Origin of the sequence: Streptomyces sp. NPDC050704, from assembly GCF_040654355.1 — a bacterium.
GTDB lineage: Bacteria > Actinomycetota > Actinomycetes > Streptomycetales > Streptomycetaceae > Streptomyces.
This window is the reverse complement of sequence record NZ_JBFAHW010000013.1, coordinates 24,859-40,240: the sequence shown is the minus strand read 5'-3', so window position 1 is coordinate 40,240 and position 15,382 is coordinate 24,859. Positions and strand designations below refer to the sequence as shown.

General features: G+C 70.7%; 12 protein-coding genes. 8 read left to right on the top strand and 4 right to left on the bottom strand.

What is annotated here, in order from left to right; translation table 11 throughout:
• The first annotated feature begins 91 nt into the window (after positions 1–91).
• Positions 92–958 (top strand): LysR substrate-binding domain-containing protein, encoded by an 867-nt coding sequence (locus AB0I18_RS09805; RefSeq protein ID WP_363104879.1) that lies wholly within the window; start codon positions 92–94, stop codon positions 956–958.
• A 108-nt stretch (positions 959–1,066) separates the two neighbouring features.
• On the opposite strand, the gene AB0I18_RS09800 is transcribed toward AB0I18_RS09805, so the two are convergent.
• Entirely contained in the window at positions 1,067–2,041 is a 975-nt protein-coding gene (locus AB0I18_RS09800; RefSeq protein WP_363104878.1) for an Lrp/AsnC family transcriptional regulator, read from the bottom strand.
• 124 nt (positions 2,042–2,165) lie between these two features.
• Between AB0I18_RS09800 and AB0I18_RS09795 the strand changes: the two genes are divergently transcribed.
• The 5 genes from AB0I18_RS09795 (at position 2,166) to AB0I18_RS09775 (ending at position 10,932) form a co-directional block, all read left to right on the top strand.
• Positions 2,166–3,689: an MFS transporter gene (locus AB0I18_RS09795; RefSeq protein ID WP_363104877.1), complete on the top strand. Its 1,524-nt coding sequence runs from the start codon at positions 2,166–2,168 to the stop codon at positions 3,687–3,689.
• 204 nt (positions 3,690–3,893) lie between these two features.
• A complete protein-coding gene (locus AB0I18_RS09790; protein ID WP_363104876.1) occupies positions 3,894–5,723 on the top strand; it encodes an AMP-dependent synthetase/ligase in 1,830 nt (609 codons plus the stop codon).
• 171 nt (positions 5,724–5,894) lie between these two features.
• Complete coding sequence (locus tag AB0I18_RS09785) at positions 5,895–7,145, top strand: ABC transporter substrate-binding protein (protein ID WP_363104875.1); 1,251 nt, start codon at positions 5,895–5,897, stop codon at positions 7,143–7,145.
• An 11-nt stretch (positions 7,146–7,156) separates the two neighbouring features.
• Positions 7,157–10,153, top strand: coding sequence for an ATP-binding cassette domain-containing protein (locus AB0I18_RS09780; protein ID WP_363104874.1), 2,997 nt, complete (start codon positions 7,157–7,159; stop codon positions 10,151–10,153).
• Positions 10,150–10,932, top strand: coding sequence for an ABC transporter ATP-binding protein (locus tag AB0I18_RS09775; RefSeq protein WP_363104873.1), 783 nt, complete (start codon positions 10,150–10,152; stop codon positions 10,930–10,932). The genes AB0I18_RS09780 and AB0I18_RS09775 overlap by 4 nt, the downstream gene beginning before the upstream one ends.
• Before the next feature lie 18 nt (positions 10,933–10,950).
• Here the strand turns inward: AB0I18_RS09775 and AB0I18_RS09770 are convergent, their stop codons facing one another.
• Positions 10,951–11,742, bottom strand: a complete 792-nt coding sequence (locus AB0I18_RS09770; protein ID WP_363104872.1) for a heparin lyase I family protein — start codon at positions 11,740–11,742, stop codon at positions 10,951–10,953.
• Between the two features lie 284 nt (positions 11,743–12,026).
• Here AB0I18_RS09770 and AB0I18_RS09765 point away from each other — a divergent pair, with 284 nt between their 5' ends.
• Positions 12,027–12,815 carry an aldo/keto reductase gene (locus AB0I18_RS09765; RefSeq protein WP_363104980.1) on the top strand — a complete coding sequence of 263 codons (789 nt, stop codon included), beginning with the start codon at positions 12,027–12,029 and terminating at the stop codon, positions 12,813–12,815.
• 72 nt (positions 12,816–12,887) lie between these two features.
• On the opposite strand, the gene AB0I18_RS09760 is transcribed toward AB0I18_RS09765, so the two are convergent.
• Positions 12,888–13,484 (bottom strand): winged helix-turn-helix domain-containing protein, encoded by a 597-nt coding sequence (locus tag AB0I18_RS09760; protein WP_363104871.1) that lies wholly within the window; start codon positions 13,482–13,484, stop codon positions 12,888–12,890.
• 113 nt (positions 13,485–13,597) lie between these two features.
• Here AB0I18_RS09760 and def point away from each other — a divergent pair, with 113 nt between their 5' ends.
• Positions 13,598–14,269, top strand: coding sequence for a peptide deformylase (gene def / locus AB0I18_RS09755; protein WP_363104979.1), 672 nt, complete (start codon positions 13,598–13,600; stop codon positions 14,267–14,269).
• On the opposite strand, the gene AB0I18_RS09750 is transcribed toward def, so the two are convergent.
• A complete protein-coding gene (locus AB0I18_RS09750; protein ID WP_363104870.1) occupies positions 14,155–15,237 on the bottom strand; it encodes a DMT family transporter in 1,083 nt (360 codons plus the stop codon). The genes def and AB0I18_RS09750 overlap by 115 nt on opposite strands.
• Positions 15,238–15,382 lie beyond the last annotated feature (145 nt).

The following is a 15,382-nucleotide window of genomic DNA, read 5'->3' as shown; positions in this document are numbered from 1 at the left end:
CGTGCCCTCTCCATCGTCCTCCTCGGGACCGTGATCGGGAATCCGTCATACCGCTCTGACTGTCATCACGAACCGCGATAGCCTGGACGGTGTGTACGACCCTTCGCAGCTGCGTACGTTCCTGGCCGTGGCCCAGACACTGAGCTTCACGCAGGCCGCCCGGCGCCTCGGGCTGCGCCAGTCCACGGTCAGCCAGCATGTGCGCCGCCTGGAGGGCACGGCAGGGCGGCAGCTGTTCTCGCGGGACACCCACTCCGTGGAGCTGACGGAGGACGGCGAGGCGATGCTCGGCTTCGCGCGCCGCATCCTGGACGCACACGAGCAGGCGGCTGCGTTCTTCACGGGGACCCGGCTGCGCGGCCGGCTGCGCTTCGGCGCCTCCGAGGACTTCGTCCTCACCCGCCTCACCGAGATCCTGGAGAGTTTCCGCCACGACCACCCCGAGGTCGACCTGGAGCTGACGGTCGAGCTCTCGGGCACCCTGCACGAGCAACTGGCCGACGGAAAACTCGATCTGGTACTGGCCAAGCGGCGCCCCGAGGACCCGCGCGGCGAACTGGTCTGGCACGACCGCCTGGTCTGGATCGGCGCGGAGCGGCTCCGACTGGACCCCGAGCGCCCGGTACCGCTGATCGTCTATCCGCCGCCGGGGGTCACCCGAGCCCTGGCTCTGGAAGCCCTCGAACGCCAGGGCCGCCCCTGGCGCATCGCCTGCACCAGCGGCAGCCTCAACGGCCTCATCGCGGCCGCGAGGGCGGGCCTGGGCGTGATGGCCCACTCACGCGGCCTGATCCCCCCGGGCCTGGTCCGCGTCCCCGACCGCGCGGGCCTGCCCGAACTGGGCGAGGTCGAGTTCGTCCTGGTCCACGGCAGACGCCACACGGCGGCCCAGGGCGCGGCAACCGCACTGGCGAACAAGATCCTGGCGGGCGGAGACAGACTTCACCGGGGTCGTTGAAAACCCGGCGTCCGGGGGGACGCCCCTTCAGGGGCGCGGGGAACTGCGCGACCAGCCACAACCGGCCCGCACGTCACACACTGCCCCAATGAGGCGCCGCGCGCAGCGCTAGCGCTTGGGTTGCTGATACGTGAGCTGCTTGACCCGCCGCAGGAACGGCGCCGTCTCGACATGCTCAACCCCGCCAAGCCGACCAAGCTTCCCACTCACGTACGCATACAGCTCAGCGGTATCACGAGCCACGGCGGTCGCGACAAGGTTGGAGGGCCCCGAGGTCGCACCGACGAAGGCGATCTCCGCGTGCCCGGCAAGCGCACGCCCCACCGCGTCAAGCGCCGCAGGCCCGGCGGTGATCCAGAGAATCGCCCCGACCCGGAAGCCCAGGGGAGTGCTGTCGTACTCGATGTCGATGAACAGCGCCCCGGACCCGAGCAGTTGCTCCAGCCGACGCTTGACGGCGGACTCCGACCGGCCGGTCGCCCGCCGCAACTCCGGATAGGTCGCACGACCGTCACGTTCGAGAGCGGTGACCAGCGGCTCGTCCTCGCCGGTGAGCACGGCGGGACCGGCGTCCACGGAGGGTGCGCGACGCAACGCGGCGATCTGGTCCGCCCCGAGCGGGCCGTGCTTGACCAGCCACCCGACCGGACCGCCGAAGTAGGTGTGCAGGATCTGGAAGGCACGGATCTCGAGGATGTGCGGGGTCCGCGGGAGCTTGCCGAGGAGCAGGTCGTCCTGGTCGCCGGGACTGCGCGGCCGGGTCATGCAGACGACTTCGGTGCCGCCCGAGGTGAGACCGATCCAGGCGGTGTCGGGCCGCCGCGCCAGGGCGTTCGCGATGGTCTCGGCGCTGTCCGGAGTACATCGCAGCCGCAGCATCCAGTCGTCCCGGCCGAGCCGCACGTTGTTGCGGACGGCGACAACCCGCAGACCGCCCTCGGCGACGAGCCTGCGGTAGCGGCGGGCCACGGTCTGGTCCGAGACGCCGAGCACCGCGGCGATCCGGCTGAAGGGCGCCCTGCCGTCGACCTCCAGGGCGTGGAGGAGTTCGACGTCGAGCGGGTCGGAGGTGGGGGATTCCATCGGTGGGCCGCCCTTCCTTGTCGGTTCCGGGCGCCGTTCCGCCGCTGATCACCGGGATCGTCCGGCGGCACCTCATCGTACGAGGCACGTGCAGGACAAGCCGTAGGACGAGGAGTTGCCGAGGATGCGTACATGGGGGCCGCTCACAGCGGTCTGTCTGGGGACGTTCATGCTGCTGCTGGACGTGACGATCGTGATCGTGGCACTGCCCGACATCGCGCGGGCGCTGGACGCCTCGCTGACCGATCTGCAGTGGGTCGTCGACGGGTACGCGCTGGCGCTCGCCGCGCTGCTGCTGGCGGCGGGCGCGGCGGCGGACGTGCTGGGCCGGCGCCGGGTGCATGTGGCCGGGGTCGTGCTGTTCGCGGGGGCGTCACTGTGGTGCGGCCTCGCGTCGGGGCCCGGGATGCTGCTGGCGGCGCGCGGGCTGCAAGGGGTGGGCGCGGCCGCGATGTTCGCGACGACGCTGCCACTGCTGGGTTCGGTGTACCAGGGACGGCAGCGGTCGGCCGCGCTCGGCGTGTGGGGCGCGGTGAGTGGCGCCGCGGCGGCGGCCGGGCCGCTGGCCGGCGGGTTGCTCACCGAGGGGCCCGGCTGGCGGTGGATCTTCTTCGTCAACCTGCCGGTGAGCGTGGCGGCGGTATGGCTGACCCTGCGCGTGGTGCCCGAGTCGCGCGGCCCGCGGGAGATGCGTGTCGACTGGGCGGGCACGGCGGCGTTCGCGTGCTTCGCGGGGGCGACGACGTACGGGATGGTGCGGGCGGGGTCCGACGGCTGGACGTCGGCGGTCACGGCGGGCTCGTTCGCGCTCGCGGCGCTGGCGCTGGTCTCCTTCGCCCTCGTCGAGCGCCGCGTGGCCCATCCGCTGCTCGATCTGTCCCTGCTGCGCAAGCCGGCGTTCGTGGGCGTGATGGCGGGGGCGCTCGCGTTCAACGGGGTGGCGTTCGGCGTGATCCCCTATCTGTCGATCTGGATGCAGACGGTCCTCGGGATGAGCCCGGTGCACGGCGGTCTCGCCCTGCTGCCGCTGACGGGCGCGTCCGTCGTGGTCGCGATCCTCGCCGGGAAGCTGCTGCACGGGGTTCCGGCGCGGCTGACCATAGGCGGCGGGCTGCTGTTGATCGGCTCGGGCGCGTTCAGCCAGGCCGTGCTCGACGCGGACACGAACTGGACGGTCCTGGTGCCGGGTCTGGTTCTGGTGGGGATCGGCACGGGCCTGGTCGCCCCGGCGATCGCGGGCGCGGCGCTGGCCGCGGTGCCGGCGGAGCGGGCCGGTATGGCGGGCGGCGCGGTCAACACGGCCCGACAGCTCGGGTACGCGCTCGGGGTCGCCGTCTTCGGCACGGTGCTGACCTCCCGTATGCGGGACACGCTGTCGCACGACGCGGCCCACACGCTGGCCGGCGGCGGCGCCGGTGCGCTGCGCGGGACGGTCCCCGAGCACGTCCTGCGGGCCGCGTTCACGTCGGGGCTCAACACGGCGTCGGTGGCGGCGGGTGTGACGGGGATGATCGCGGGGGGTCTCGTCCTGGCGCTGGTACGGGCACCGCGCGGTAACGGGCTGGAACGGCCGCCGGGTTCGGCTGCCCGGCCCGCGGCCGAGGAGGCGGCGGCCCCGGAGCCGCCCGCCCAGGTCGACGCTGCGTAAGCACGTCGTACAGATTCCGTGGAGATTGCGAGCCCGATACTTACGGAAGAGTAAGAATTCTGTCCCGGCCTCCTCCCTTGTGGCCGTATTTCAACGGTTGGCCAGTGCGTACGCTCGGTGCCGAGTCGGTTCGGCGCCCCTCCCGTCACAGCGCCCGGTGAGGTAGCTTTCACGGCGCTGTGCGGAGCGCCACAAGGAGCGGGATTGCGCGAGTTCACCAACCCTCCATTGGCGTCGGCGCCGCCGGTGGGCGGTCTGGCCGATGCCGTGTTCGAGCATGCCCTGGAAGACCCCCTCTACGTCGCGCTCGGCCGCAAGGACGAGCAGGGCCAGTGGCGTGACGTCACGTCGGCCGAGTTCCGCGACGAGGTCCTGGCGCTGGCCAAGGGACTGCTGGCGCACGGCATCCGCTTCGGCGACCGGGTCGCGATCATGTCCCGTACGCGCTACGAGTGGACGCTTTTCGACTACGCGCTGTGGTCGATCGGCGCCCAGGTCGTGCCGATCTACCCCACCTCGTCGGCCGAGCAGGTCTTCTGGACGCTGCACGACTCGCAGGTGTCGGCCGCGATGGTGGAGCACGAGGACCACGCGATGACGATCGCCACGGTCATCGACCGGCTGCCGATGCTCCACAAGCTCTGGCAGCTGGACGCGGGCGCCCTGCAGGAGCTGTACGAGGCCGGTGCGCACATCGACGACGAGGTCGTGCACCGGCACCGGCGCGCGGTCACGCCCGAGTCGGTCGCGACGATCATCTACACCTCCGGCACCACCGGCCGCCCCAAGGGCTGCGTCATCTCGCACGCCAACTTCATGTTCGAGACGGACACGGCGATCGAGCGCTGGGAGCCCCTCTTCCGCTCCAAGCGCGGCGACCAGGCGGCCACGCTGCTGTTCCTGCCGCTCGCGCACGTCTTCGGGCGGATGGTGCAGGTCGCGGCGATCCGGGGCAGGGTCAAGTTCGGCCATCAGCCGCAGCTCAACGCGGCCGCCCTGCTGCCCGACCTGGCCGCGTTCCGGCCGACGTTCTTCCTGGCGGTGCCGTACATCTTCGAGAAGGTCTTCAACGCGGCCCGCCGGAAGGCCGAGCGGGAGGGCAGGGCGGGCCCGTTCGAGAAGGCCGTCGAGGTGGCCGTGCGGTACGCGGACGCGGTGGAGGCGAAGGCCTGGGGCATCGGCCCGGGGCCCTCGACGGCGCTGCGCATGCAGCACCAGCTCTTCGACAAGCTCGTCTACTCCAAGATCCGCGAGGCGATGGGCGGACGCATCAAGCACGCTATGTCCGGCGGTTCGGCGATGGACCGGCGGCTCGGGCTGTTCTTCGCCGGCGCGGGCGTGCAGATCTACGAGGGGTACGGGCTCACGGAGTCCACGGCGGCCGCGACCGCCAACCCGCCCGAGCGCACCCGGTACGGCACCGTCGGGCAGCCGCTCCCCGGCACGACCGTGCACATCGCGGACGACGCCGAGATCTGGCTGAGCGGCGACAACATCTTCCAGGGCTATCTCAACGACCCGAAGGCCACCGACGCCGCGCTGCACGACGGCTGGCTGGCCACCGGCGACCTGGGCGCGCTCGACGAGGACGGCTACCTCACGATCACCGGGCGCAAGAAGGAGATCCTGGTGACCTCCGGCGGCAAGAGCGTCTCGCCGGGGGTCCTGGAGGAGCGGGTGCGCGACCATCCGCTGGTCGCGCAGTGCATCGTCGTCGGCAACGACCGCCCGTACATCGCGGCGCTCGTCACCCTGGACGGGGAGGCCGTCGAGCACTGGCTGCAGATGCGCGACAAACCGGAGCTGACCGCTTCGGAACTGGTGCGTGACCCCGATCTGGAGACCGAGGTGCGCCGGGCCGTGGTCGCCGCGAACACGCTCGTCTCCCAGGCCGAGTCGATCCGTACGTTCCGCATACTGGCTCATCAGTTCACCGAGGAACACGGCCTGTTGACGCCGTCGCTGAAGCTGAAGCGGAAGGCGATCGAGAACGCGTACGCGTCGGAGGTCGAGGCGCTCTACTCCGCGGGTTGAGCCGGGGAACTGCTGGTTGGTTGTCGGCTGCCGGTCCTTTGTGGCTGGGCGCGCAGTTCCCCGCGCCCCTTGCGGGGCACCTGACGGGTCGTCACTTATCAGTGTGCCAGATGTTGACGGGTCGTCAGATTGCACGGATTATTTCGGTCACCCGACGGAGGGGGACCGACCGTGTCGCGACCGATCCGCGCCATCACCGCCACCGTGGCCGCCCTGCTGCTCGCCACCGCCTGCAACTCGGCATCCACCACCGGGAGTTCCGATACCGAGGACTCCGTCCGGGGAGTGACCGACAGCTCCGTGAAGGTCGGCGGCATCGTCTCCATGACCACCGCCAGCGGTTATTCGAAGAAGGACACCGACCTCGGCGCGAAGGCCCGCTTCGACCGTGCCAACGCCGAAGGCGGTGTCAACGGCCGGAAGATCGACTATCTGGGCGCGGAGGACGACGGCCAGGATCCGGCCAAGAACCTCTCGGCCGCGCGCAAACTCGTCCAGCAGGACAAGGTGTTCGCGATCGCGCCGATGAGCTCGACGACGTTCTCCGGCGCGGACTTCCTGCAGCAGCAGAAGGTCCCCACGTTCGGCTGGGGCACACTCCCGTCCTTCTGCGGACCCACGTACATCTACGGCTTCGGCGGCTGCATGGTGCCGATGCCCGGCGGCACCATCTCGCAGACGTGGCCCGAGGGCCTCAAGAAGGTGCTGGGCGGCTCGGCGGGCAGGAGCGTGGCGATCCTCGCCAACGACAGCGACGCGGGGAAGTTCGGCATCCGCACCTACAAGCAGAGCTTCGCGTCGGCCGGGTTCAAGGTGACGTACGCGAAGCCGTCGGTGCCCGCGGCCTCCGTGCCGAGCGACTGGTCGGCGTACACGAAGGAGATCCTGCGCAGTGACGGCGGCAAGGCGCCGGACGCGATCGTCTCCGTGATGCAGACCCCGTACAACATCGGCCTGTTCACGGCCGTCAAGCGCACCGGATACCAGGGCCTGCTGACCGATCCGACCGACTACGACCCCGGGCTGCTCGCCAAGAGCGCGACGAGGAAGGCGCTCGACGGGGTGCACGTCCTGCTCTCCTTCCAGCCGTTCGAGCAGGACACCGCGGCGATGACGCAATTCAAGGAGGACATCCGGAAGGCGGCGGGCAAGGACGTGCCGCTCAACATGCACATGATGACCGGCTACATGTCCGCCGACCTCTTCCTCGCCATCGCCGAGAAGGCGGGCAAGGACCTGACCGTGGCGTCCTTCCAGAAGGCGGCGAAGGGCTTCGCGGACACGGACACGCTGGTCGGCGACCGAGCCGAGCCGAAGGGGCAGAAGGAGTCGTTCGGCTGCGGTGCGCTCGTCCAGCTCAAGGGCGGGAAGTACGCGGTGTCGTCGCCCTTCGAGTGCTATCCGCCGATTCCCTTCAAGTAGGCGGACTCGGCATGTCGGACCTGCTGGGATTCGTACTGAGCGGACTGGTGTCGGGTGCGTTGTACGCGCTGCTCGCCACCGGTCTCGTGCTCTCCTACTCGGCCTCGGGCCTCTTCAACTTCGCCCACGGCGCGACCGCCTACCTGTGCGCGCTCACCTTCTACGAACTGCACTCGGGCTTCGGCTGGCCCGCCGTCCCGACGGCTGTACTGCTGGTGTGCGTGGCGGCGCCCGCACTGGGCTGGGGCCTCGACCGGCTGATGTTCCGGAAGCTGGCAAGGGTCGGTGAGACGGCTCAAATAGTCGCCACCATCGGGCTGTTGGTGGCTCTGCCCGCGCTCGGGCTGTGGATCGTCGAGCTGCTGGCGGACGCGGGCGCGTCCGTGAAACCCGCCGAGAACCAGTTCGGGCTGCCCGGTGTCGGGCCGAGCCCCGCGAAGTCCTGGCAGCTGACGGACGGCGTCGGCATCGACTCCGACCAGCTGATCACCTGGGTCGCGACCGCCGTGGTGGCGGTCGGGCTGTGGATCCTGATGCGGCACACCCCGCTGGGGCTGAAGCTGCGGGCGGCGGTCGACAACCGCTCGCTGGTGGAGCTGCGCGGGATGAGCGCGGACCGGCTGTCGTCGATCGCGTGGATGCTGTCGTCGGGGCTCGCGGGCCTGGCGGGTGTCCTGGCGACACCTCTCCTCGGCCTGTCGGCCCACGACTTCACGCTCTTCCTCTTCGTCTCGGCCACGGCAGCGGTGCTCGGCCGCTTCGTCTCCGTCCCGCTGGCGTTCGCGGGCGGACTCGGGCTCGGGGTGCTGCAGAACCTGGTCGCCGGGTACGCGAGCTTCGCCGAGCGGATCACCGGCTTCCGTACCGCCGTGCCCTTCCTGATCCTGTTCGCCGGGCTGCTGTTGCTGACACGGCGCCGGCGGACGGCGGGCACGGCGGCCGTCGACGTGCCGCCGGTCGACTATCTGGCCGGACGGTCCTGGCTGCGGCGCTGGGGCCCGTGGACGGCGGCCGCGGTGCTGCTCGCGGCGGCCTTCTACACGGTCACGACCCCCTTCTGGAGCGGCATACTCGCCCAAGGGCTCGCTCTTTCCCTGGTGTTCGTCTCCTTCACGGTGGTGACGGGGCTCGGCGCGATGGTGTCCCTGGCGCAGGCGACCTTCGTGACGGGGGCGGCGCTGGTGGCGGGGCTGTTGATGAGCCATGGCTGGCCGTTCGTGGCGGCGGCGGCCGTGGGGACCTGCGCGGCGGCCGTGCTCGGCGCGCTGGTCGCGCTCCCGGCCCTGCGGCTCGGCGGCCGCTCGCTCGCCCTGGCGACGCTTGCGCTGGCCTTCCTGGCCGACCAAGTCCTGTTCCAGATCGGCTGGTTGAGGAACGGGGACACGGGGTGGTCGATCCCCCGGCCGGTCTTCGGTCCGGTGGACCTGAACGACGACCGGGCGCTCGGCGTCGCGTTGGTCGTGCTCGTCACGGCGGCCGTGGCGGCGCTCAGCGCGCTGCGCGGCTCACCGTCGGGGCGGGCGATGCTCGCGGTGCGCTCGGCACCGGCGGCCGCGATGGCGTCCGGGGTGTCGGTCGTCCGTACGAAGCTGGTGCTGTTCACGCTTTCGGCGGGTCTTGCGGGCTTCGGCGGCGTCATGTACGCCTCGTACAACACCCGTGTCACCGCTACCGACTTCACGGCGATGACGGGGCTGATCTGGCTCGCGGTGGTCGTCGCTGCGGGCCTGCGGCGCCCGCAGTTCGCGGTGGTCGCCGGGCTGGTGTACGCGCTCGTGCCACACCTCGTCTCGGACTACGTCACCGAGTCCGTGCACCTCCCGGTGATCCTCTTCGGGCTGGCCGGGCTGGCACTGGCGAACGATCCGGACGGGTACTGCGCGGCGGTGTCGGTACGGGTGCACCGGAGGCGGACGGCGGGCAGCGGCGTGCCCGGCGGTGAAGTACCGGACAGCGGGATGCCAGGCAGTGGAGTGCCCGGCGGTGTTGTGCCTGGGAGCGCAGAGCCCCGGACGGCGACCGTGGACGCCTCCGAAGCCGACGCCCGATCGACAGCCGACGCCCGATCGACGACCGACGCCCGGTCCACAGCCGACACCCGGTCGACGGCGCCCGCCTCCCCCGGCGAACCGCCCGCCCTCCAACTCCGCGGCATCCGCGCCGGATACGACGGCGCGCTCATCCTGCACGGGGTCGACCTCGCCGTACGCCCCGGCGAGATCCTCGCTCTGCTCGGCCCGAACGGCGCCGGAAAGTCGACGACCTGCCGCGTCGCGGCGGGACTCGTCGCTCCGCTCGGCGGCCGGGTGTACGTCGCCGGGCGCGACGCCACCCGCGACGGCGCCGTACGGCGGTCGCGGGCCGGAGTGGTGCTGGCACCGGAGGGGCGCGGCATCTTCCCCGCGCTCACCATCGAGGAGAACCTCGCCCTGTACCTGCGCGAGAAGGACCAGCGTGCAGCCGTGTACGAACGGTTCCCCGGCCTTGCCGGACGGCGCGGCGTCGCCGCCGGCTCGCTCTCCGGCGGCGAGCAGCAGATGCTCGCCCTCGCCCCGCTCCTCCAGCGCCCGCCGAAGGTCCTGGTCGCGGACGAACCGTCCCTCGGCCTCGCACCCCGTGTGGTCGAGGAGGTGTTCCGGCTCCTCACCGAACTCCGGGGCGCCGGCACGGCGTTGCTCCTCGTCGAGGAGAAGGCGACCGAGGTGCTCGGCGTCGCGGACACGGTCGCGTACCTCGCACAGGGGCGGGTGACGTGGTGCGGCCCGCGGGCGGAGGTGGAGACGGACCGGCTGACGGAGGCGTATCTGGGGCTGGCGGCCACCCCGGCGGACGCGCCGGTCGCGCCGCGGGCGGCAACCGCCTCGCCGGGCAACCGGCCGGGCTCGGCCGAAAGCCGATCGGACCGAGGATCAGCGCAAGGAACAGGCCAGAGATCAACCCAGGCATCAGACCAGGCATCAGACCAGGCATCAGACGAAGGATCAGACCGGGGAGTGGTCCGGCCATGAGCGAGAGCACCCCGGCGCTCGAAGCCGCCCACATCGACGTCCGCTTCGGCGGCATCCGCGCCCTGGACGACGTGAGCCTCACCCTGCGCCCCGGTGAGATCTGCGGGCTCATCGGCCCCAACGGCGCCGGAAAGACCACCCTCTTCGACGTGCTCTCCGGTATCCGCCGCCCCGACGAGGGCCGCATCCACCTCGCCGGAACGGACATCACCCGCCGCTCCCCCGTCTGGCGCGCCCGCCACGGAATGCGCCGCACGTTCCAGCGCCAGCAGCTCTTCGGCCAGCTCACGGCCGCCGACAACCTGGTGGTGGCCCAGGAGTGGCGCGGCGGCGGAGGCGGACTCGCGGCCGATCTGATGGCGGCGCCGACCCGGCGTACGTACGAGAGGGACCGCCGCGCCCGGGCCGCCGAGGTGCTGCGCGTCTGCGGGCTCGACGGACTCGGCGACACCTACGCCGGCGCCCTGCCGGTGGGCCGGGCCCGCATGCTCGAACTGGCGCGGGCGGTCGCGGACCCGCCCAAGGTGCTGCTGCTGGACGAACCGGCGTCCGGGATGACGGCCGACGAAAGCCGCCATCTGTCGTCCGTCGTCCGTCACCTGTCCGACGAGGAGGGCTGCGCCGTCCTCCTCGTCGAGCACAACGTCGCCTTCGTCATGGAGCTGTGCGCCCGAGTCGTCGTACTCGACCTGGGTACGGTCCTCGCCGAGGGCACACCCGCCGAGATCCACGCCGACCAGCGGGTGCGGGACGCGTACCTGGGCACGACCGCGGGATGAACACTCACGTCGGCCGGCTCACACCAGCTGGTAGCCCCGCATGTTCGAGAGCAGGAGATGACAGTCCTGCAGGGACCCCGACGTGTCGCCGAGGGAACGGTAGATGCCCCACTTGGGCCGAACGCGGTCGGCCAGGAACGTGTCCACGCCCGACCTCGACTTGTCGATGACGGTCGTGGAGCCGTTCTTGAGGATCCAGCGGACCGAGCCCGCCGAACCGTTGCCGACCTTGATCTGGAAGTCGACGTCGATCCATTTGTTGTGCAACGGCTCAAGGTTCGTACGGCCGACGAGGATGTCGTCGGTGAAGAGCTTGAGTTCGATGGTCTGCACGCCGTTCACCCGGCGGAGCGACTGCACGACGATCGGCGAGGTGCCGGACCCCGGCTGCTTCAGCTGCATGATGTGCGTGAAGGTGGTGGTCGCCTTCAGGGAGCTCGGGATGTACATCGAGTACGTGACCCGCCAGGTCTGGCCCTCGGTCCACTTCAGGTAGTCGCTGCCGGAGCCGTTGCGCAGGCCGGTGACCTCGTGGCGCTGACGGTCCGTCGAGGTGTCGCGGTCGACGGTGTGCATGTTGAAGCGCCAATTGTTGCCGGTGGCGTAGATGTGCGGGGAGGCCGCGGGGTGCGAGTCGGCGCGGTCGTCCTCCAGTGTCTCGAAGGCGCCGAGTCCGTCGCCGCTCGCCGACGGCGACCACTTCAGCTGCCAGGACGCGGCGTGCGCCCTGGTGGCGGCGGGCAGACCGACGGCCGTCGCGGCCGCGCCGCCGAGCGCCGCGCCCAACAGGGTCCTTCTCGTGGTGCTCACAGATCTCTCCCCCAACCTGGAGTTCACATATGTGCCCGGAGTTCATTCACGTGCGGCTGACGAGCAGCAGCGTCCACTGATGACCGGGCCCGGTCAATGGTCTGGACCGATAAGGCCGGAGCGCCGCGGCTGTTTCCGGCCAATCTCCGGTTACGTCGGCGAACGCACGGGACAGGAATGCACAACAGCCCGTGATCGTTGACGATGGGAGTACCATCCGACGACTTAAGGATCGAGAGCTCGTGAGCAAGGTCCCCCCGATCATCCTGAACAACGGCGTCGAGATGCCCCAGCTGGGCTTCGGAGTCTGGCAGGTGCCGGACGACGAGGCGGAGCAGGCCGTCGCCACCGCGCTGGAGGCCGGGTACCGCAGCATCGACACCGCCGCGATCTACGGCAACGAAGAGGGCACCGGCAAGGCCCTCGCCGCCTCCGGTATCGCCCGCAAGGATCTTTTCGTCACCACCAAGCTCTGGAACAGCGCCCAGGGGTACGACTCGACACTGCGCGCCTTCGACACGTCCCTGGAGAAGCTCGGTCTCGACTATGTCGACCTGTACCTCATCCACTGGCCGATGCCGGCCAGGGACAAGTACATCGACACGTACAAGGCCTTCGAGAAGCTCGCCGCGGACGGCCGCGCCAAGTCCATCGGTGTCTCCAACTTCCTCCCGGAGCACCTGGCGAAGCTGATCGACGCGACGTCCGTCATCCCGGCCGTCAACCAGATCGAGCTCCACCCTCACCTGCAGCAGCACGCGGCCCGCGAGTACCACGCGGAGCAGGGCATCGCCACCGAGGCCTGGTCCCCGCTCGGCCAGGGCAGGGGCCTGCTCGAAGTCCCCGCCATCGTGGCCATCGCCCAGAAGCACGGCCGCACGCCGGCCCAGGTCGTCCTGCGCTGGCACCTGCAGCTCGGGAACGTGGTGATCCCCAAGTCCGTGACGCCGTCCCGGATCAAGGAGAACATCGAGGTCTTCGACTTCTCCCTGGACACCGAGGACATCGCCGCGATCAGCGCACTCAACGAGGACCGCCGCCTGGGCCTGGACCCGACGACGGTCAACGACTGAGCGTACGGTCCTACGGCACACGGCCGTACGCCGCTCGGAGCCGCCGCCCGCTTCACTGGGGTGGCGGCTCTGTCATGCGTCAGGAGCGCCTTGGCCTTCGGAGTCCTGGTCCTCGGCGCCCTGGTCATCGGGCAGCAGCGGGAACAGCCGGGCGACGAGCGCGACGGGCCGGGCGGTCCCGGGGCGTGCGAGGGGCTGCTGCTCCCGGTGCCGATACCGGTCGAGGGTCTGCCGTACGGACTCCGCGACGGCGCTCATCTCCTCCGGCGTCAGATAGACGACGCCGCTGAAGGCCTCGTCCTGACGCCACTCGCGCGGTGCGCCCTCCCGCCGGTCCAGCCAGCGCTGGTAGCTCTCGTCCTCCAGACCACGGGCCAGCTCCCCGAACTCACCGTGCTGCTCGACGACCTCCGCAATCCGCCCGCTCCCAACGGGGGTTGCCGGCTCCGCCGCCCTCCGCAGCCGCCACGGCTTGGCCCGCCCTCCGCTGCGCGGGACCTCTTCGATCCGCCCGTACCGCGCGAGTTGGCGCAGATGGAACGAGCAGAGCCCGGAGCTGTAGCCGAGCCGGCCGGCCGCCTGGGTCGCGGTGAGTGCGCCGACCTCCGCGAGCAGATCGAGCAGAGCCGTACGCACCTCGTGCTCGCGCAGGACTTCCTCTTCAGCCACATCTTCTTCGGCTGCATCCTCTTCGGTCTCATCCTCTTCGGTCACTTTGCAAAGTCTGCTACTTTGCAAAGAAGTTGGCAAGCGTGAGATCAGACATGAGCTCAGGAAGGGTGATGATCGCGGTGTCCGTACGCCCCGGGCGACCAGCCCCCGTCGACCGCCGAGTCCGTGTACAGGGTGAGCCGGTCGACGGATACCCGTCACTCGCTCCCGAGGCCCGGCGCGGTTCGGTGCGCCGGATCACCGAGGTCGGCGAGGAGGTCCTGCACCGGCCGTGCCGCGAGGTGACCGAGTTCGGCACACCGGAGCTGGCCACTCTGATCGACGACCTGTTCCTGACGATGTACGTCGCCGACGGCTGCGGCCTCGCCGCGAACCAAGTCGGCGTCGCGCTACGGCTGTTCGTCTACGACTGTCCGGACGAAAGCGGCGTCCGCCACGTCGGCCACCTCGTCAACCCGGTCCTCGACCAGCCCGCCCCGACCGCCCGCCACCTGCTCGACGACACCGAGGGCTGCCTCTCCGTGCCCGGTGCGGGCATGTCCGTGCCCCGCCCCGACCACACGGTGGCCCGCGGCTACGACCAGCACGGCAACCCCCTGGTCATCGAGGGCGCCGACTACTTCGCCCGCTGCCTCCAGCACGAGACCGACCACCTGTACGGCCACCTCTACCTGGACCGTCTCTCGAAGCGGGACCGCAGGGAAGCCCTGCGCCAGATGGCCGACCGCCGCGAGGAGGTGTTCGCTCGGCGCGCGAACAAGGAGGCGAAGCTGGGCCGTTGACCGTTCCGCTCCGACCTCGCCGGCGTCGAAGTCCCACGGTGCCCGCGCACCGTGGCGTACGCGCTCGCGAGGATCAGGGCGCAGCCCGCCCACTGCAGGGGCGTGGGCCGCTCGTCGAGTACCAGCGCTCCCAGGGCGAGCGCGCCCACCGGGGTGAGAAGGAGCAGGACCGCTCCTACGTGGCTGGGCAGCCGCGGTGAGTACACGGCTACCAGCAGCCATCCGATCACCCCGCTGCTCAGTGCCGCCACCGCGAGCCAGCCCAGCGCGCCCAAGGGCGGGGCGAGGTCGAGAGCGCCCCAGGCCGCGCCGATGAGTGCGGAGAAGACGGTGGAGGAGAAGATCACCACGGTGTAGGCCGTACGGACGTGCCCGTGGAAGCCGCCGCGGCGCAGCAGGAAGAGGAAGCCCGAGTAACACAGGGCCGCGAGGACGGCGTGGACGGTGCCCGCGGTGGAGTCGCTGCCGCTCACGCCGCTCTCCAGCAGTCCGCCCGTGAGGACGACGCCCGCCATCATCACGGGCAGCCAGACCAGGAAGCGGCGGCCCACGTGCTCCCGGTCCACGATCCAGGCGAGCAGGGGCACGAGGACCACCTGCACATTGACCAGCACCGTGGACAGACCCGCGCCGACCTCGGCGATCGCCTTGGTCCACAGGACCATGTCCCCCGCGAAGAGCGCTCCGGCGGCGAGGCTGTAGGCCACCTGGCGGCGCGGCGGAGGCCCTTCGCGGCGGTATTCGGGGACCGTCAGAATCAGCAGGACGGGCAGCGCCAGTAGACAGCGGTACACCGACGCCGTGCCCGCTTCCGTGCCCGACAGGTCGAGGCAGACAGGCGACAGGGAAAGTGACACCGCCCCGGCCGCCTGTCCCCAACGGGGGCCGCGCGGAAGCAGGTTGACGGCACGGTTCGGCGCCTCGGTGGGTGCCGTCGTCGTGGACTGGGTCATGGACCGGCGGGGCACAGCGCTCTCCCCTCACCGCGGGTCGGAGGCAAGATCCGCCCGGGTACCCGTGCGCCGGCCACCTAATCGCGGGGCTTGGCAGGGCTTGACGAGGCCTGACGGCGCCACGCGAACGGTCCGCACGTGGGCCAGTCTGTTAAGGAAA